This is a genomic window from Mesorhizobium sp. M1A.F.Ca.IN.022.06.1.1, assembly GCF_003952605.1.
GTDB lineage: Bacteria > Pseudomonadota > Alphaproteobacteria > Rhizobiales > Rhizobiaceae > Mesorhizobium.
In genome coordinates, this window is sequence record NZ_CP034455.1 from 3052293 (window position 1) to 3067730 (window position 15438).

At 62.7% G+C, this 15438-nt stretch carries 18 protein-coding genes and 1 pseudogene; 7 read left to right on the forward strand and 12 right to left on the reverse strand.

Annotated features, from left to right (window positions below; all coding sequences use genetic code 11):
* Positions 1 to 50: 50 nt before the first annotated feature.
* Positions 51 to 2030, reverse strand: coding sequence for a GGDEF and EAL domain-containing protein (locus EJ078_RS14415; RefSeq protein ID WP_095825575.1), 1980 nt, complete (start codon positions 2028 to 2030; stop codon positions 51 to 53).
* A 386-nt stretch (positions 2031 to 2416) separates the two neighbouring features.
* Positions 2417 to 2893, reverse strand: a complete 477-nt coding sequence (locus EJ078_RS14420; RefSeq protein ID WP_067003023.1) for an Lrp/AsnC family transcriptional regulator — start codon at positions 2891 to 2893, stop codon at positions 2417 to 2419.
* Positions 2894 to 3035: 142 nt separating this feature from the next.
* On the opposite strand from EJ078_RS14420, the gene phhA reads away from it, so the two are divergent.
* Complete coding sequence (phhA, locus tag EJ078_RS14425) at positions 3036 to 3869, forward strand: phenylalanine 4-monooxygenase (protein WP_095799018.1); 834 nt, start codon at positions 3036 to 3038, stop codon at positions 3867 to 3869.
* A gap of 152 nt (positions 3870 to 4021) precedes the next feature.
* Here the strand turns inward: phhA and EJ078_RS14430 are convergent, their stop codons facing one another.
* The 3 genes and pseudogenes from EJ078_RS14430 to EJ078_RS14435 form a co-directional block, all read right to left on the reverse strand.
* Complete coding sequence (locus tag EJ078_RS14430) at positions 4022 to 4513, reverse strand: MarR family transcriptional regulator (RefSeq protein ID WP_127215200.1); 492 nt, start codon at positions 4511 to 4513, stop codon at positions 4022 to 4024.
* 306 nt (positions 4514 to 4819) lie between these two features.
* Positions 4820 to 4982 (reverse strand): annotated as a pseudogene (locus EJ078_RS30860) (GMC family oxidoreductase); the annotation flags it as partial.
* On the reverse strand, positions 4981 to 5742 hold the full coding sequence (locus EJ078_RS14435; RefSeq protein WP_067323795.1) for a GGDEF domain-containing protein: 762 nt from the start codon (positions 5740 to 5742) through the stop codon (positions 4981 to 4983). The gene EJ078_RS14435 and the pseudogene EJ078_RS30860, both read right to left, overlap by 2 nt.
* 150 nt (positions 5743 to 5892) lie before the next feature.
* On the opposite strand from EJ078_RS14435, the gene EJ078_RS14440 reads away from it, so the two are divergent.
* A complete protein-coding gene (locus EJ078_RS14440; protein WP_067003034.1) occupies positions 5893 to 6600 on the forward strand; it encodes a pyrimidine 5'-nucleotidase in 708 nt (235 codons plus the stop codon).
* A 67-nt stretch (positions 6601 to 6667) separates the two neighbouring features.
* Here EJ078_RS14440 and EJ078_RS14445 read toward each other — a convergent pair whose 3' ends face one another.
* Positions 6668 to 7507: an LOG family protein gene (locus EJ078_RS14445; RefSeq protein WP_082953833.1), complete on the reverse strand. Its 840-nt coding sequence runs from the start codon at positions 7505 to 7507 to the stop codon at positions 6668 to 6670.
* Positions 7508 to 7650: 143 nt separating this feature from the next.
* On the opposite strand from EJ078_RS14445, the gene dapD reads away from it, so the two are divergent.
* The 3 genes from dapD (at position 7651) to EJ078_RS14460 (ending at position 9308) form a co-directional block, all read left to right on the forward strand.
* Positions 7651 to 8505, forward strand: a complete 855-nt coding sequence (gene dapD / locus EJ078_RS14450) for a 2,3,4,5-tetrahydropyridine-2,6-dicarboxylate N-succinyltransferase (protein ID WP_127404254.1) — start codon at positions 7651 to 7653, stop codon at positions 8503 to 8505.
* Positions 8506 to 8575: 70 nt separating this feature from the next.
* Positions 8576 to 8938: a DUF805 domain-containing protein gene (locus EJ078_RS14455; protein ID WP_067323786.1), complete on the forward strand. Its 363-nt coding sequence runs from the start codon at positions 8576 to 8578 to the stop codon at positions 8936 to 8938.
* On the forward strand, positions 8931 to 9308 hold the full coding sequence (locus EJ078_RS14460; RefSeq protein WP_067003040.1) for a DUF805 domain-containing protein: 378 nt from the start codon (positions 8931 to 8933) through the stop codon (positions 9306 to 9308). The genes EJ078_RS14455 and EJ078_RS14460 overlap by 8 nt, the downstream gene beginning before the upstream one ends.
* Positions 9309 to 9454: 146 nt before the next feature.
* Here the strand turns inward: EJ078_RS14460 and EJ078_RS14465 are convergent, their stop codons facing one another.
* Positions 9455 to 10489: a 2-dehydropantoate 2-reductase gene (locus EJ078_RS14465; RefSeq protein ID WP_127215198.1), complete on the reverse strand. Its 1035-nt coding sequence runs from the start codon at positions 10487 to 10489 to the stop codon at positions 9455 to 9457.
* Between the two features lie 118 nt (positions 10490 to 10607).
* Between EJ078_RS14465 and dapE the strand changes: the two genes are divergently transcribed.
* Both dapE and EJ078_RS14475 read left to right on the forward strand, forming a co-directional pair.
* Entirely contained in the window at positions 10608 to 11807 is a 1200-nt protein-coding gene (gene dapE, locus EJ078_RS14470) for a succinyl-diaminopimelate desuccinylase (RefSeq protein WP_127215197.1), read from the forward strand.
* A 2-nt stretch (positions 11808 to 11809) separates the two neighbouring features.
* Positions 11810 to 12415, forward strand: coding sequence for a transporter (locus EJ078_RS14475; protein ID WP_127215203.1), 606 nt, complete (start codon positions 11810 to 11812; stop codon positions 12413 to 12415).
* On the opposite strand, the gene truA is transcribed toward EJ078_RS14475, so the two are convergent.
* Genes truA through EJ078_RS14500 form a run of 5 tightly spaced genes read right to left on the reverse strand, consistent with a single transcriptional unit; the run spans position 12412 to position 15382 of the window.
* Complete coding sequence (truA, locus tag EJ078_RS14480) at positions 12412 to 13200, reverse strand: tRNA pseudouridine(38-40) synthase TruA (RefSeq protein ID WP_095799013.1); 789 nt, start codon at positions 13198 to 13200, stop codon at positions 12412 to 12414. The genes EJ078_RS14475 and truA overlap by 4 nt on opposite strands.
* A gap of 23 nt (positions 13201 to 13223) precedes the next feature.
* On the reverse strand, positions 13224 to 13730 hold the full coding sequence (locus EJ078_RS14485; RefSeq protein ID WP_067323775.1) for an N-acetyltransferase: 507 nt from the start codon (positions 13728 to 13730) through the stop codon (positions 13224 to 13226).
* Positions 13727 to 14662, reverse strand: a complete 936-nt coding sequence (gene fmt, locus EJ078_RS14490) for a methionyl-tRNA formyltransferase (protein WP_067323773.1) — start codon at positions 14660 to 14662, stop codon at positions 13727 to 13729. Before fmt ends, EJ078_RS14485 begins: the two co-directional genes overlap by 4 nt.
* Before the next feature lie 19 nt (positions 14663 to 14681).
* The gene (locus tag EJ078_RS14495; protein WP_067323771.1) at positions 14682 to 15107 is read right to left on the reverse strand and encodes a type II toxin-antitoxin system VapC family toxin; all 426 of its coding nucleotides are present in this window, start codon (positions 15105 to 15107) and stop codon (positions 14682 to 14684) included.
* The gene (locus EJ078_RS14500; protein WP_082953832.1) at positions 15104 to 15382 is read right to left on the reverse strand and encodes a plasmid stabilization protein; all 279 of its coding nucleotides are present in this window, start codon (positions 15380 to 15382) and stop codon (positions 15104 to 15106) included. The genes EJ078_RS14495 and EJ078_RS14500 overlap by 4 nt, the downstream gene beginning before the upstream one ends.
* Positions 15383 to 15438: the final 56 nt, after the last annotated feature.

Genomic DNA, 15438 nt, shown 5'->3' on the forward strand with positions numbered 1-15438 from the left:
CCTCGTTTCGCCGACATAGCGCCGCCTGTCCTCCTGCCGGACTGCTTAAGCTAAGCGACGAGGTCCTGCCTGGCCTGCATGATCTCTTCGATCGGGACGGGACGTCCGGTCAGGAAGCCCTGGATCGACTGAATGCCCATGTGCTGCAGCAAATTCTGCTGCTCTTTCGTCTCGACACCCTCGACAAGGACCGTATGGCCCAGATTGCGCAGCAGTCTGACCATGTCCTGCAACAGGCTCAGGCCTCGAACCGTCTGGCAATCGTGCAAGAAACTGCGATCGATCTTGACGACGTCGAACTTGAAACGACGGAGCCAGGCCAGACCCGCAAATCCGGTTCCGAAATCATCGAGCCAGATCTGAACACCCAGGTTTCGAAGCTGCTCGATACTTCTGGCGGCCTGTGCCTCCAGAGATATATCGCTGCCTTCAGTGACCTCGAGCGCCAGCCTCTGGGGCGCCATGCCATGCCGACCAAGGATCTCGGTGACGTGAAGCGGGAAATTCGGAGCCTTGAGCTGGACGACCGAGACGTTCACGGACACGACCGATCCTAATCCGTGCTCGACCATGTCGCCGCAAGCCCGATCGATCACCCACATCCCGAGTTCCTCGATCCCGCCGGTCTGCTCGGCGACAGGTATGAACACGGACGGGCTGATCACGCTGCCGTCGAAGTCGCGCAGCCGCATCAACGACTCATGGCCAAGCACCTTGCCGGATATCGCATCGCAGATCGGCTGATAGACCACGGAGACCAGTCCCTCCGAAACGGCTTGCTTGAGCAGTTCCGAAAGATTCTGGCTGGCGCGCTTCTGATCGATGGCCTGCGCATCATAGATGGTGAAGGTCGCGCGACCGGAAAACTTGGAGGCGTAAAGCGCGCGATCGGCCTCCTGCAACAAGATCCGAAGCTCTATGCTTTGATCGGCGCGCGTCAACGAGGCGCCAGCGCTGATGGTGACGATGTTGAGTTTATCGTCCCGATCGGGATGGGAGATGTTCAAGTCCTCGACGGCCCGGCAGAATTGATGGGTCACCTCGCGCAGGTGATCCGGTCCGGCGACCTTGCAGAGCACGACGAATTCTTCGCCGCCGTACCGTCCCGCGATGGCGTGATTGGACGCCGCCGTCTCGTCGAAGGCTCGGGCAAGCTCGATCAGGCAGTCGTCGCCGGCCTGATGGCCGAGCCGGTCGTTGAACCGCTTGAAGTAGTCCACGTCCATGAGAATGACGCCTATTTCGTCATTGTCCCTGGCCCATTCCTTGCACAACTCCGCGAATTCTCGGGTGATCGCCCTGCGGTTCTTAAGCCCGGTAAGCGGGTCGGTGTCTGCGATCTCGATGAGCTTTTGACCATTTTCGATGGCGACCTGCTCCTGGATCTGCGCCTGAAGGGCATGCAGGAAGGTTTGGTAGCGCTCCATGCTGAGGCGCCATGACAGATAAAGCGACAAAACAAGGCAATTCACGAAATAGGTTGCAAGCACCAGACGGGTGCCAAGATCGGCTTGAAGCAAGAACAGCGTGGCGCCGAGGAATGCTATTGTCACGGTTGCGGACGACAGCGCCGAGAGCCATAGCCGGAAGTTGAAGAAAAGGTTGGCACCGAGAATGAAAACCGTGCCGAAGATGATGAAATGGGACAGCGCCTCCTGATGCGTCGTTCCGAGGGCCGACAGCAGCCATCCGATCGCGCCCGCCACGATCGCCAGAGCAGCAACGTAGTGCAGAGTGGTGACGGCAAAATCGCGTCGAGCAACAAGTTCGACAAGCACCAGGAAGGTCAATCCCAACGTCAGGCGCGTCAGAATCACACGGTCGGCAATGTCCGGGAAAAGGAACCAGTCGAAGGCCCCGTAGCATATGTAGCTCAACACGGCCGCCGCTATGCCCCAGCGCACGACCTTGCGATTCTGATCCGCGTTCTTCTGCAGCAGCATCGCAAAAAGCGTCGGATCGGCGGATTTCCACGGCGGGCGTGAAATCGCTTCAGTGACCCTCTGAGCCACGTCCTCCGTCAGTTGCATGCAATGCTCCTTTGCGATCATCCTCCGCATGAACGGGTTCGAGCAAGCGAAGTCCGTCAAGTCCTTACGGAAGGACGAAGGCAAGCCTGGTTCATTAAAAGACACTAATGTTGCTAACCGCCGGTAAACGGATCATGCGATTGCACCGGCACAGCGACCCGCTAAGGATTCCATGCAACAATCGTGAGTTACCGAATAATGCATGGTCACACTTTCTCCAGATCGCAAGAGACGACGCACGAAACATTGCGTAAATTTCCGAGCGCGTCTTTTGTTAAGGTTCGTGTAACCTTAATTTCAGTTGATATCGGGGAAATCGTCCCGAAGTAGATTCGCTCCCACCACATTGTCGGGCCGTTCTTTGCGGAGAACCGTTTCGGGTACGATTACCGCCGCAGATGGCTGAGCGGCACGTGGCCTGGCCCCTTGATGTTCTGCAGCACAAGCTGGGTATGGACGTCGCGGACGCCGGGCAGCCGCATCAGTCGGTGCATGACGAAAGCATTGAGATCGTCCACCGACGGCACCATCACATGCAGCAGGAAATCGTGGTCGCCGGTCATCGTCCAGCAGGACGAGACCTCGTCCATGCGCTGCACGGCGGCGATGAAGCTTTCCGGCGAGCCGTCGCTGTGGCTCACCAGGCGGACCTGGATGAACACCTCGACCGTCAGCCCCAGCGCGCGTCGGCTGAGCACGGCGGCAAAGCCCTTGATGATGCCGGCGCCTTGCAGCGCCTCGAAGCGCCGAGCGCAGGGCGTGGTCGACAGGCCGATCTCCTGCGCGAGTTCCGACACGGCCTTGCGCCCGTCGCGCTGCAGGGTGTCCAGCATTCTTATTTCGAACTCATCCAACTGAGGCATTTTCCCTCCTAAACGTTTAAATTTGAGCGAAGTTTACCTCAAAATCCCTCGCTTGGCTACAAAGAAGGCTGATTTGCCTCACGACCCGCGGCTACGATGACGCCACCATCCGGGAACCGACGATTTTTTTCAGGAGGAAGAAATGACGATCAGCGTTGCCGACTATGCCCGCGAGTGCGCGGCGCAAGGCCTTCGCGGCGACTATTCGGTGTGCCGCGCCGACTTCACAGTGGCTCAGCATTACGACTATTCCGCCGACGAGCAGGCAGTGTGGCGCACGCTCTGCGATCGCCAGACGAAGCTGACGCAGAGGCTGGCGCACCGTTCCTATCTCGACGGCGTCGCGACGCTCGGGCTGCTCGACAAGATTCCGGATTTCGACGCCATCAGCGAGAAATTGCGCAAGCTCACGGGCTGGGAAATCGTGGCGGTGCCCGGGCTGATCCCCGCCGGCCCCTTCTTCGACCATCTCGCAAACCGCCGTTTCCCGGTCACCAACTGGCTGCGGACCAGGCAGGAACTCGACTACATCGTCGAGCCGGATATGTTCCATGACTTCTTCGGGCATGTGCCGATCCTGACGCAGCCGGTGTTCGCCGATTTCATGCAGATGTATGGTGAGAAGGCCGAGGACATGATCGCGCTGGGCGGCGACGAGATGATCACCCGGCTCTACTGGTACAGCGCCGAATACGGCCTCATCCAGGAAGCCGGCCAGCCGGTAAAGGCTTTCGGCGCAGGACTGATGTCGTCTTTCACCGAGCTGCAATTCGCGGTCGAAAGCAAGGACGCCCATCATGTGCCGTTCGACCTGGAGACGGTGATGCGCACCGGCTACGAGATCGACAAGTTCCAGCGCGCCTACTTCGTGCTGCCGTCCTTCGACGCATTGCGCGATGCATTCGCCGGCGACGACCTCGCCGGGATCGTCACGCGGTTCAAGGGTCAGCCGGCGCTCGACCCCGCCACGGTCTAGGCATTGAACCAAAATGCGCGAGCCCGAAATCGTTCGGTGCGGCGCGCTTCGGGGTCCGGCTTTCGCCCAGCCGGCCGTCAGAGCGGTTCGGTGGCTAAAAGGCGACTGAGCCGCTCTGGGTTTTGCGGAAGCCAGTGTCCGGTCCTCGGGCATCAGCCGGCCGAAGCCGGCTCGGCCTTGAGCCTCGCCAACTGCTCGCTTTGCAGCTCCAGCGCGGCGTCGATGAAGCGCAGCACGGTCGCCAACTCGGCGTCGCTGAAAGCCGCCATCACTTTCTCGCCCTCGCGCGCGATGGCGCCATAGTAGCGCTCCGAAAGTTCTCTGGTCAGGTCGGTCGCCTCGATCACCACCTTGCGCCTGTCTTCCAGGCTGCGGGTTCGGGTAACGAGCCCACGCGCCTCAAGGCGGTCGATCAAGGCCGTCACCGCTGCCGGCGTCAGCCCCGTAGCCGCCGCCACGGCGCCGGCCGATTGCGGCCCCGCGTAAAGCAAGCCCAGACAATAGCGCTCGGCTGCGATCAGCCCAAGCCGCTCCCCGACCGCCTCGTCATAGGCTTGCGTCGCGTCCTGCCAGCGCATGACGGCACGGCTGACGGCCGCCGTCATCTCAGCACGACTCATGCTTGACGAATTTAGTTCGATCATCTAACTATCAAGTTGCCTAACATTCAGGCTATCGTATCAATATGCGATGCCACCCTTTGCGAAGCAAGGGCAAAGTCGCCGACAGGAGTGAACAATGAGCTTGATTCAACAGCGCCCCCTCTCTCGCATGAGGAGGAGTACAGATACGCCAAGCTGGCCATGGAATGGTATGGCTGGGGCTCGCCCATCGGCCTCGGCATCCTGCTGGTGGCACTTGCCGCCGCGGCCGTGCTGGTGCGGGTCGCCCCCAAAGGCGCGCCAGGGCGGCGCCGATTCCACTTCCGGCGCCGCCTGCCTTTTCGGGGTTCAGACTGTGATCACCTGGCCGAGGTGATCGCCCAGCCGGCAGGCGAGCGCCCGCCGTCTCCTCATTCGTCGGATAATCGCCACCATTGCCGATCCAGTCGGCGATGCGCACGCGGCCGAGATTCTTCCGCGCCATGGTCGTGCCGAAGAGCCGCAAGCCCTCAGGCGGCTTCCGAAAGATCGCGATCGAGAACGGACAGGTTGCGGCCGCGATGCTTGGCCTCGTAGAGCCTGCGGTCAGCGGCGCGCATCAGCTCCGACACGGTGGCGCTCTCGCCACAGGTGATGCCGCCGATCGAGACCGTCAAAGGCACGGTCCGCTCGTCGACAGGGCGAAAGCGGATCAGTTCGACCTCGCGACGGATGCGCTCGGCCACGCGCCTTGCTTCCGGTTCGGTGGCGCCAACCAGGAAGGCGGCGAACTCCTCGCCGCCGATTCGGCCGAGCACATCGCCGCTGCGCACGCCGCGCTCGATGGCGCCCGCGATCAGAAGCAGTGCATCGTCGCCGGTCAGGTGACCGTAATTGTCGTTGATGGTCTTGAAGTGGTCGGCATCGATGATCAGCAGGGCGCCGCGATCGGCCTTGCGCCGGGAACCGTCGAGCGCGGCGAAGAAGGTCTCGCGGTTGAGCATGCCGGTCATGTCGTCGCGGCTTGCCTTCTCCGACAGGCGTCTGTGGGCCGCGGCAAGCTGGGCATGCGCGCGGGCAAGCTCGCGATGCGCATTTTTCAGCCGGTCGCTTTGCCAGAAGGTGCCGACGCTGGCAATCCAGGCGAGAATCAAAGGGCAAACCGTGGCCGTAAGCCAGACGGTGCGGCTGATCGGAAAGCCCATGGCCGGGACCACAACCAGCGTCAACAAGAGCGAGACAGCGACCGAAGCGAACGCGACGACTGCGGACTTCAAGATTATGCGACTCATCGCTGTCTCCCAACGGACTGCCTCTGTGCCAGCAAGCGCTGAAGGTGACCTTTCCGGGACGATTAAAATTTGAAGCGAGGCGCCATTTTCACGACGCAAGACGCGCGGAAGTTGTGGATAAACTCCGCGTCCGCATGCCATAAGGAGGCCATGACGACGACACCCGAGCCCGCCCGTTTTGCCCATGTCACGGATTGGGTATTCGACCTCGACAACACGCTCTATCCGCATCACTCGAACCTGTTCGCGCAGATCGACGTGAAGATGACTGCCTATGTCGGCGAGCTGCTGACGCTCTCGCGCGAGGAGGCGCGCAAGCTGCAGAAAGAGCTCTACCTGGAGTACGGCACGACGCTGAACGGGCTGATGGCGCGCCACGGCATCGACCCCGACGACTTCCTCGAGAAGGTGCACGACATCGACTATTCCTGGCTGGTGCCCGATCCGGTGCTCGGTGCCGCGATCCGCCAATTGCCGGGCCGCAAGTTCATTTTCACCAATGGGGACCGCAAGCATGCCGAGCGCGCCGCGCGCCAGCTCGGCGTATTGGATCATTTCGACGACATCTTCGACATCGTCGCGGCGGGTCTCAACCCCAAGCCGGCCCGCCAGACCTATGAGCGGTTCGCCGAGCTGCATTCCGTGACCGGCCACAACGCGGTGATGTTCGAGGACCTGGCGCGCAACCTCTCTGTGCCGAAATCGCTCGGCATGACGACGGTGCTGGTCGTGCCGCGCAATTTCGAGCCGACTTTCTCCGAGATCTGGGAGCGCGACCCGGCGAATGAGGACGACGTGGATTTCGTCACCGACGACCTCGCCGGCTTCCTGACGGCAATCGTCGAGGTCCCGGGCTGACCCAACTCCAGATTGCCGGCGCCGTCGTCAGAACTCGCTGGTCATTGCGGTAACGACGAGCGCGCACTCAGAGGCTGTAGAAGCGGCGAACGATGTCCCAGGCTTCGTCGGCGGTGTCGACGAAATCGATGATGTCCTGGTCGCCGGGCGAGATCGTGCCTTGCTCGGCAAGGAAGTCGAGGTCGATCGCCCGTTGCCAGAACGCCTTGCCGAACAGGATCACCGGCACGCGCTCCATGCGCCCGGTCTGGATCAGCGTCAGCGTCTCGAAGAATTCGTCCATCGTGCCGAAGCCGCCCGGAAACACGGCGACCGCCTTGGCGCGCATGACGAAATGCATCTTGCGGATTGCGAAATAGTGGAAGTTGAAGCAGAGCTCGGGCGTCACATAGGCGTTCGGCGCCTGCTCGTGCGGCAGCACGATGTTCAAGCCGATCGACGGCGCGCCAACATCGTCGGCGCCGCGATTGCCCGCCTCCATGACTCCCGGTCCGCCGCCGGTGACGACGACGAATTCGCGATAGTAGGACGTGGCCGACTGCTGCGAGCACAGCCGGGCGAACTTGCGCGCCTCTTCGTAATATTTGCTGTTCAGCTCGAGGTTCTTCTTCTGCGTCTCGTTCTTGGCGGCCCAGGCGGCGCCGCCCGGCTCGGGAAGCCGCGCCCCGCCGAACAGGATGACGGTCGAGCGGATGCCGCGCTCGGCAAGGATCATCTCCGGCTTCAAGAGCTCGAGCTGCAGGCGCACCGGACGCAATTCGCGCCGCGTCATGAAGTCGGGATCGTTCCAGGCCAGGCGATAGGTTTCGGCCCGCGTCTGCGGCGTGTCCGGCACGCTTTTCGACCGCTCGAGATCCTCGTCCGAATGGGGCAGCGGCGTCCAGCCCGCCTTTTCCATGGGTGTCATCGAATCCACCGTCCTAATTCCTTTACTTGCGCCGTCCCGTGACGCAGTCGCGATTGACCCCCATTAAGGCTTCACATAGGGTCCGCGCGATTTCAAAACAGGTTAAGGCGCAGGCCTTAACAGCTTTGTAATGGAGCAAATTCATGTCGAAGCCCGATCTGGCGAGCCTCGAAAAGACCATCGAAAAGGCCTTCGAGGAGCGCGATACGATTTCGACCGCGACCCGCGGCGAAACGCGCGACGCCATCCAGTCGGCGCTCGACTTGCTCGACCGCGGCGTGGTTCGCGTCGCCGAGCGGCAGGACGACGGCAAGTGGCTGGTCAACCAGTGGCTGAAGAAGGCGGTGCTGCTCTCCTTCCGGCTGAACCCGATGAAGATCATCAAGGGCGGCCCGGGCCACTCGGTATGGTGGGACAAGGTGCCGTCGAAGTTCGAGGGCTGGGGCGCGGTCGATTTCGAGAAGGCCGGCTTCCGCGCCGTGCCGTCCTCGGTCGTGCGCCGCTCGGCCTATGTTGCCCCGGGCGCGGTGCTGATGCCGTCCTTCGTCAATGTCGGCGCCTATGTCGATACAGGCACCATGGTCGACACCTGGGCCTCGGTCGGCTCTTGCGCCCAGATCGGCAAGAACGTGCATCTCTCCGGCGGCGTCGGCATTGGCGGCGTGCTGGAGCCGATGCAGGCCGGTCCGACCATCATCGAGGACAATTGCTTCATCGGCGCGCGCTCCGAGGTGGTCGAAGGCTGCATCGTGCGCGAAGGCTCGGTGCTCGGCATGGGCGTGTTCATCGGCCAGTCGACCAAGATCGTCGACCGCGCCACCGGCGAGGTCTTCTACGGTGAAGTGCCGGCAAATTCGGTGGTCGTCGCCGGCTCGCTGCCGGGCAAGCCGCTGCCAAATGGCGAGCCGGGCCCGAGCCTCTACTGCGCCGTCATCGTCAAGCGCGTCGACGCCAGGACCCGCTCCAAGACGTCGATCAACGAATTGCTGCGCGATTGATCTTTCCCGCGAACAGACGCACCCTCCGCCGGCGCGACATTCCGTCGCGCTGGTTCAACGGAGGGGCGTCATGGACTGGAAGTATCTGCTGACGAGTTTCGACGGCCGCATCAACCGGGCCAAGTTCTGGGCCGGCATCGGCATATTCATCGTCATCGCCATCATTGCGTTCATTCTCGACTCGATCCTCGGCACACGTTTCACCACCGCCGGCGGCGACCAGATCGGCATCCTCGGCATCCTGGTCGCGCTGGCATCGATCTATTTCGCGATTGCTCTCTATGCCAAACGCTGGCACGACCGTAACAAGTCGGGCTGGTGGACACTGATCGGCCTTATACCCATCATCGGCGGCATCTGGCTGCTCATCGAACTGGGCATGCTCGAAGGCACCAGGGGCGCCAATCAATACGGACCGGACCCGCTTGCCTGAAAAAGCAGACTTCATCTGGCTCTTCTTCAAAACCTCGGGCCGCGTCAGCCGCGCGGCTTATTTTCTCGGCGGATTGCTGGTTGCTATCGTCCAGGCCTTTCCGCTTTATCGCTTCACGCTGGTGCCGGAAGGTTCGGCCGAGAGCAACATGTGGTCGTTCGTCTTCTTCCTCACGTTCCTCGCCTCGTTGTGGTCGAACGTCGTGCTGGCAGTGAAGCGGCTGCACGACCTCGACAAGCCGGGCATCGCGGCGCTGGTGCTGTTCGTTCCCGTCGTGTCGATCGTTGCCTTCCTGGTGCTCTGCCTGTTTCCGGGACAGCCCGGATCCAATCGCTACGGCAGCCGCACGAATGCGCCGGCCGACCGCTAGCGCCGGATGATTTTTAGGTCGTTTCGACCTCAAATCTGATCCGGCTCTAAATCACAGAGATAACGCGTGATGTAATCGGTCGACGATGTCGCCATCCTTGGCGTCAACGAGACCGAGAATTTGAGCTCGAACCTGTCGCGCAGATATCACGCTGATCGAGGACCGCGGCTGACGTCGTCGGGCGTCAATCCGGGCGGACCGCGCCTGTCCGCTTCCGCCTGACACACCAGCGCCATGATGCGCTTCGTCACAGGCGCCGGCACGCCGGTCTTTTGCGCGAGCCGCAGTATCGCTCCCTGCAATTCGTCGACCTCGGTCGGCCGACGACGATGGAGATCGTCCCACATCGAGGAGCGCGCCTTGGGGTCGATCGCCAGCAGCCGCCGGGCCAGGATTCCGAACAGCCAGTCCGGAAGCCGCAGCACTTTCGGCAGCAGCCATGGGGGCGGCCCAGCGATGCGCGCCGGCTCGATACGACAAGCTTTCATTGCGGCCAGCGCCTCGTCGATCTGGTCCGCCAGAATGACGCGCCAGCCGCGGTCCGCCAATTCGGTCGCCAGCGGCAGATCGGAGAGCGCGACCAGCGCATTGTTGAGGTTCATCAGCAGTTTGCTCCACTGCACCGCCCTCATGTCGGCATGGGTTTCGACCCCAAGTCCTTCGACATCGAGCAGTGCTGAAAGGCCGGGCTCAGTATTCTCGATGATGACCATGCCGTCGCTGGCGCGGCGGACGCTGAACGGCGTCTCGCCATCCGGCGATTGCACGACGTTGAACGCAACCATACCGGCAAGCACGCGATGCGCAGGAAGCGCTCCACGCAGTTTGTCCGGATTGTCGACGCCATTCTGCAGGCTGATCACAATGGCATCGGGGCGGGCATGAGCCGCAACAAGCGCCGCCATCTCCTCGGTCGCGCCGCTCTTTACGGTGACCAGAACGATATCCGCGTTGCGCAGCGCCAGCGCCGGATCGTCGCTGACCGCCAGCGTCTCAGGCCCGATGCGTCTGTCGCGGCCGTCAAGATCGCTGATCCGCAGCCCGTCCTTGCGCAACGCCTCCACAATGCGGCCGCGGCCAAGGAAGACGACCTTACGCCCGGCGAGCGCTAGGCAGCCGCCGACATAGCAGCCGATGCTGCCGGCGCCGGCTATCGAGATCGTCTTTCCTTCTTTGGCCATGCGATCATCCCGTCCTGGCCCGCGCGACTATACGACACGACAACCATATTGTCGGCGGCTTGCTCGGCGAACATCTGCCACCGTGACAGGCCTGCCGCTTTCGACTATCGCTTTGCCCATGAAATTGCCGACCGACCCTGCCCAGAACCTTGCCGCCCTGATCCGCTGCCCTTCCGTGACGCCCGCCGAAGGCGGCGCGCTGCAGACCTTGGAAGACATGCTGAAGCCACTCGGCTTCGCCGTAGAGCGGCCGATATTCTCGGCAGATGGCACGCCGAACATCGAAAATCTCTATGCGCGCCGCTCCGGCAACGGCCCACATCTGATGTTTGCCGGCCATACCGACGTGGTGCCGGTCGGCGACGAGGCGGCGTGGACGCATCCGCCCTTTGCCGCCGAGATCGCCAATGGCGAGATGTATGGCCGCGGCGCCGTCGACATGAAAGGCGGCATCGCCTGCTTCATCGCCGCGGTGGCGCGCCACATCGAGAACAATGGCGGCCCGAAAGGCTCGGTCTCGCTGCTGATCACCGGCGACGAGGAAGGGCCGGCCATCAACGGCACGGTGAAGCTGCTCGACTGGGCTGCCGCCAAGGGCGAGAAATGGGACGCCTCGATCGTCGGCGAGCCGACCAATCCGGATGCGCTTGGCGATATGATCAAGATCGGCCGGCGCGGCTCGCTCTCCGGCAGCGTCATCGTCAATGGCCGTCAGGGCCACGCCGCCTATCCGCAACTTGCCGACAACCCGGTGCGCGGGCTTATGAGCCTTGTCGACGCTCTGCTCCATCCGGTGTTCGACAGGGGAACAAAGGATTTCCAGCCGACCAATCTGGAAGTGACGTCGATCGACGTCGGCAACCCGGCGACCAATGTCATCCCGGCCAAGGCCACCGCCACGTTCAACATCCGCTTCAACGACACTTGGGATGCCGAGACCGTCCAGGCCGAGATCCACAACCGGCTCGACCAGGCGGCGGGCCGCAAGAAATATCGGCCGGGCAAGAAGACCGCCGTCGACTACGAGCTTGTCTGGCGCGACCGGCCGAGCCATGTCTTCCTTACCCGCGACGAAAAGCTGATCGACACGCTGAGCGGTTCCGTGGCCGCGGTGGTCGGCAAGAGGCCTTCGCTCTCCACCTCCGGCGGCACTTCGGATGCGCGTTTCATCAAGGATTTTTGCCCGGTGGTCGAGTTCGGGCTGGTCGGCAAGACCATGCACATGGTCGACGAGCGCGTGGCGGTCGCCGATCTCGAGACGCTGACAGGGATATACGAGCGCTTTATCGAGGACTGGTTCGGACAAGGTCTGACGTGACCATGCTCTCAACGGACGAAACCTTTGCTTCGCTGGCCGGCGCCTGGCGGCTGATGCTCGGCAGGGCCGACGGCCTGCGCATGCTCGATCTGTCTGCGGACGGTTTCTGGAATTCCTTCTTCGCCATCGTCGTGGCGGCGCCGGCGCTGATCGTCGGCTGGGTCGGGATCGCCAATGAGATAGGCGATCCGAATGCGTTCGCCGGGCGGCTCGGCATGCTGCTCCGGCTGGCAACCGTCGACATCGGTTCCTGGGTGCTGCCGCTGGTGGCGCTTGCGCTGGTCGCGCCGCGCGCCGGCATCGGCAGCCGCTTCGTCCACTACGTCGTCGCCTCCAACTGGGCCTCCGCGATCATCGCCTGGCTGATGCTGCCGTCGGCGCTGCTGAGGCTGTTCCTGCCCTCGACCGACGAGGTCAGCGGCCTGGTCTCGCTGCTTCTGTTCGCGCTGTCGATGGTGCTGACCTGGCGCATGACCAACGCGACGATCGGCAAGGGCGCGGCTGCCGGCACCGCGGTGTTTGTCGGCATGTTCGTCGCCTCGCTGCTCGTCTTGTTCGGGCTGCAGGTGCTGCTCGGCATCGACATTCCGGACGGCGCGAGGGGCTAGGTCTCCGCGTCCTCTGCCGCGGCGGGTTTGTCAGCCGTCGCCGGATAATCCACCCCGACCAAGAACAGGCCGTCGGGCGGCGCTACCTGTCCGCAGGCTGCCCGGTTGCGCGCTTCGAGCGCTGCCTTGAGATCGGCGGCGCTCCAGGAGCCGTCGCCCACCCTGCGCAGTGAGCCGACCATCGAGCGCACCTGGTTGTGCAGGAAGGAGCGCGCCGAGGTTCGCACCTCAATGAGATCTCCGGCGCGGGTGACATCGAGACGGTCAAGCGTGCGCACCGGGCTTTCGGCCTGGCACTGGGTGGAGCGGAAGGTGGTGAAATCGTGCCGCCCGAGTAGCACCTTCGCCGCCTCGTGCATGGCCTCGGCATCGAGCCGTTTCGGTACCCACCAGACCTTGCCCTTTTCAAGCGCCGACGGGGCGCGGCGGTTGAGGATGCGATAGAGATAATGGCGGCCGGTGGCCGAAAACCGCGCATCGAAATCGTTGGCGACGACGGCAGCCTTGAGGATGGCGATGCGCGCGCCGGCTGCCTGCAGATGGGCGTTGACGGCGTCGCGCACCTTGTCGCCCGCCCAGTCCCTGGCCAGATCCACATGGGCCACCTGGGCGGTCGCGTGCACGCCGGCATCGGTGCGGCCGGCGGCACGTATTCGCACCTCTTCGCCGCAGAACTTTTCGATCGCCTGCTCGATCGCCTGCTGCACCGAAAGCTGGTCCGCCTGATGCTGCCAGCCGGCGAATTGGCTGCCGTCATATTCGATATCGAGTCGAAAACGCGGCATGCCAGCTCTGCGTTCGCGCTCGCCTAGGCGGCCAGCGCGGTGAAGGCCGAAGCGTATAGCAGTCTGCCGGCCTCGGGCGCGTCGCCCCAGGCCAGCGCCTGCAGCGCCTCGCCCTGGTATTCGCTCTCGAATTTCTCGGCGCGGGCGTGGGTGTAGCCGAAGCGGCCGTAATAGGCCGGATCGCCGAGCACCACCGCCAAAGCCTCGCCGGCTTCCTTCAGGCGGACATGCGCCTCGCGGATCAGCGCGCCGCCGATGCCGGTGCCGTGGAAGGACGGCTCGACCGCCAGCGGCGCCAGCGCCACGGCCGCGAAGCGCTTGCCGCCGTTCTGCACAAAAAGCCTGGAAAACAGGATGTGGCCGACGACCTGGCCATCTTCTTCCGCAACCAGCTCGACGACGGCGTCGCCGCCGGTGACCAGCGCATCGACCAGGCCGGCCTCCGCCTGCTGGCCGAAGGCATGCTCTTCGACGAGGCGGATCGCCTCGCGATCCCGCGGCGTCGCCGCACGTATCGACATCATGCTCATTGGAGTTTCGTTCCTTTTTCGATCTTGGCCCCGCGCAAAAACTCCTGCGCGGCGGCGGGCCTTCCACCCGCCCGTTGAACTTCGACCAGCCGCACCGCGCCTGACCCGCAGGCGACCGTCAGCCGATCATCGAGAATACCTCCCGACTCGCCGACGCCGTTGGAAAGCGTCGAGCGAAGCAGTTTCAGCCGCTCCACGCGGCCACCAATTTCGACCTCGCACCACGCGCCCGGAAAGGGCGAGAGGCCGCGAATGTGATTGTGGACTTCGCCGGCAGGCCGCGTCCAGTCTACGCGTGTCTCCGATTTATCGATCTTTCGCGCATAGGTCACCCCTTCCGTCGCCTGCGGGGCAAATGTCAGACAATTTATCCCCAACTGTGCGAGCGCATCCACCATCAGCGAGGCGCCTCGAGCCATGAGGAGGTCATGCAATTCCCCGGCGGTCATATCGGGACCAATGGCGCATTTTTCAACCAATGCCACCGGGCCGGTGTCCAGCCCCTCTTCCATGCGCATCACCATCATGCCGGTTTCGACATCGCCGGCCATGATGGCGCGCTGTATGGGAGCAGCACCGCGCCAACGCGGCAAAAGTGAGGCATGGCCGTTGAGGCACCCGAGCCTGGTGGCCTCAAGAACGGGTTTCGGCAGAAGGAGGCCATAGGCGACGACCACGGCGACATCGGCCCGCAAACCGGCAAAGGCCTGCTGCTCGGTCTCTGCCTTGAGCGATGTCGGCGTGCGCACCTCGAGCCCGAGCCGTTCCGCCTCGCGCTGCACGGGCGAGGGCGTCAATTCCAACCCGCGCCGGCCGGCGGCGCGCGGCGGCTGCGTATAGACGGCGGCAATCTCGTGGCCGGCCTCGGCGATGGCGCTGAGCGTCGGCACGGAAAACTCCGGCGTGCCCATAAAGATGACGCGAAGGGGCATTTCTCCTGCCATGCTATGTTCAGGCGTCCGCTTCAAACGGGTTCACGAGCTTCAGGCCAAGCTCGTCGAAGTCGCGAACATTGCGTGTCGCAAGCGTAGCGTCATGGGCCAGACAGATAGCCGCAATCATGGCATCGGAAAGACTGACCGGACGACCGAGATTTTCCCGCATTGCCCGAAGCTTGCCGGTAAGGCGAGGTACCGAGCCAGCAAAGTCAACGATGCGACCCGAAAACTGCTTCGAGATCAGATGGTCGAGAGCACGAACGTGCCGATCAGAGCCGGTCTTATTCAGAAATCTCTCGGCGCCGAAAGATTGTTCCATGACGACCGGGCCGCACAGGTAAAGATTGAGCAGATCCTGTTTGCGAAACCATTCGACCACGTTCGGATCAGGTGTGATCCTGCTTGCTTCGGAAACGACGTTGGTGTCGAGAATAATCAATCGAAACCCTCGACCAAGGGGCCAAAGTCCTGTTTCCTCGCAGCTTCGATTTCAGCCATTGTCTCAGCAAACTCGTTGTCAATTGCGCTTTCGTTTGCGAATGCGGAGCGGATACTCTCCCATGCTGAGAAGTTTGGCTCTAGCCTTCTTTCCTTTTCCACACTCATGCCCTTCCACAAAAGATCGATGGCTTTGCCCGATAGGCTCTGGCCGACTTTTCGAGCGGCTTGCTCAATTTCGCGCTTTAGGGGTTCTGGTACATTTCTGATTAGCATATCGCTCAAGGCTAAACCTCCAAATTGATATCATGATATCATGGTTAACCGATTTG

What these genes read in the sequence shown, in the direction of transcription:
- EJ078_RS14500 (WP_082953832.1), bottom strand. Translation starts at nt 15,382, where the DNA reads ATGCTAATCAGAAATGTACCAGAACCCCTAAAGCGCGAAATTGAGCAA.
- EJ078_RS14415 (WP_095825575.1), bottom strand. Translation starts at nt 2,030, where the DNA reads ATGCAACTGACGGAGGACGTGGCTCAGAGGGTCACTGAAGCGATTTCA.
- EJ078_RS14420 (WP_067003023.1), bottom strand. Translation starts at nt 2,893, where the DNA reads ATGCCTCAGTTGGATGAGTTCGAAATAAGAATGCTGGACACCCTGCAG.
- EJ078_RS14455 (WP_067323786.1), top strand. Translation starts at nt 8,576, where the DNA reads ATGGACTGGAAGTATCTGCTGACGAGTTTCGACGGCCGCATCAACCGG.
- EJ078_RS14485 (WP_067323775.1), bottom strand. Translation starts at nt 13,730, where the DNA reads ATGAGCATGATGTCGATACGTGCGGCGACGCCGCGGGATCGCGAGGCG.
- EJ078_RS14475 (WP_127215203.1), top strand. Translation starts at nt 11,810, where the DNA reads ATGCTCTCAACGGACGAAACCTTTGCTTCGCTGGCCGGCGCCTGGCGG.
- dapE (WP_127215197.1), top strand. Translation starts at nt 10,608, where the DNA reads ATGAAATTGCCGACCGACCCTGCCCAGAACCTTGCCGCCCTGATCCGC.
- EJ078_RS14465 (WP_127215198.1), bottom strand. Translation starts at nt 10,489, where the DNA reads ATGGCCAAAGAAGGAAAGACGATCTCGATAGCCGGCGCCGGCAGCATC.
- dapD (WP_127404254.1), top strand. Translation starts at nt 7,651, where the DNA reads ATGTCGAAGCCCGATCTGGCGAGCCTCGAAAAGACCATCGAAAAGGCC.
- truA (WP_095799013.1), bottom strand. Translation starts at nt 13,200, where the DNA reads ATGCCGCGTTTTCGACTCGATATCGAATATGACGGCAGCCAATTCGCC.
- fmt (WP_067323773.1), bottom strand. Translation starts at nt 14,662, where the DNA reads ATGCCCCTTCGCGTCATCTTTATGGGCACGCCGGAGTTTTCCGTGCCG.
- EJ078_RS14445 (WP_082953833.1), bottom strand. Translation starts at nt 7,507, where the DNA reads ATGACACCCATGGAAAAGGCGGGCTGGACGCCGCTGCCCCATTCGGAC.
- EJ078_RS14435 (WP_067323795.1), bottom strand. Translation starts at nt 5,742, where the DNA reads ATGAGTCGCATAATCTTGAAGTCCGCAGTCGTCGCGTTCGCTTCGGTC.
- phhA (WP_095799018.1), top strand. Translation starts at nt 3,036, where the DNA reads ATGACGATCAGCGTTGCCGACTATGCCCGCGAGTGCGCGGCGCAAGGC.
- EJ078_RS14440 (WP_067003034.1), top strand. Translation starts at nt 5,893, where the DNA reads ATGACGACGACACCCGAGCCCGCCCGTTTTGCCCATGTCACGGATTGG.
- EJ078_RS14430 (WP_127215200.1), bottom strand. Translation starts at nt 4,513, where the DNA reads ATGATCGAACTAAATTCGTCAAGCATGAGTCGTGCTGAGATGACGGCG.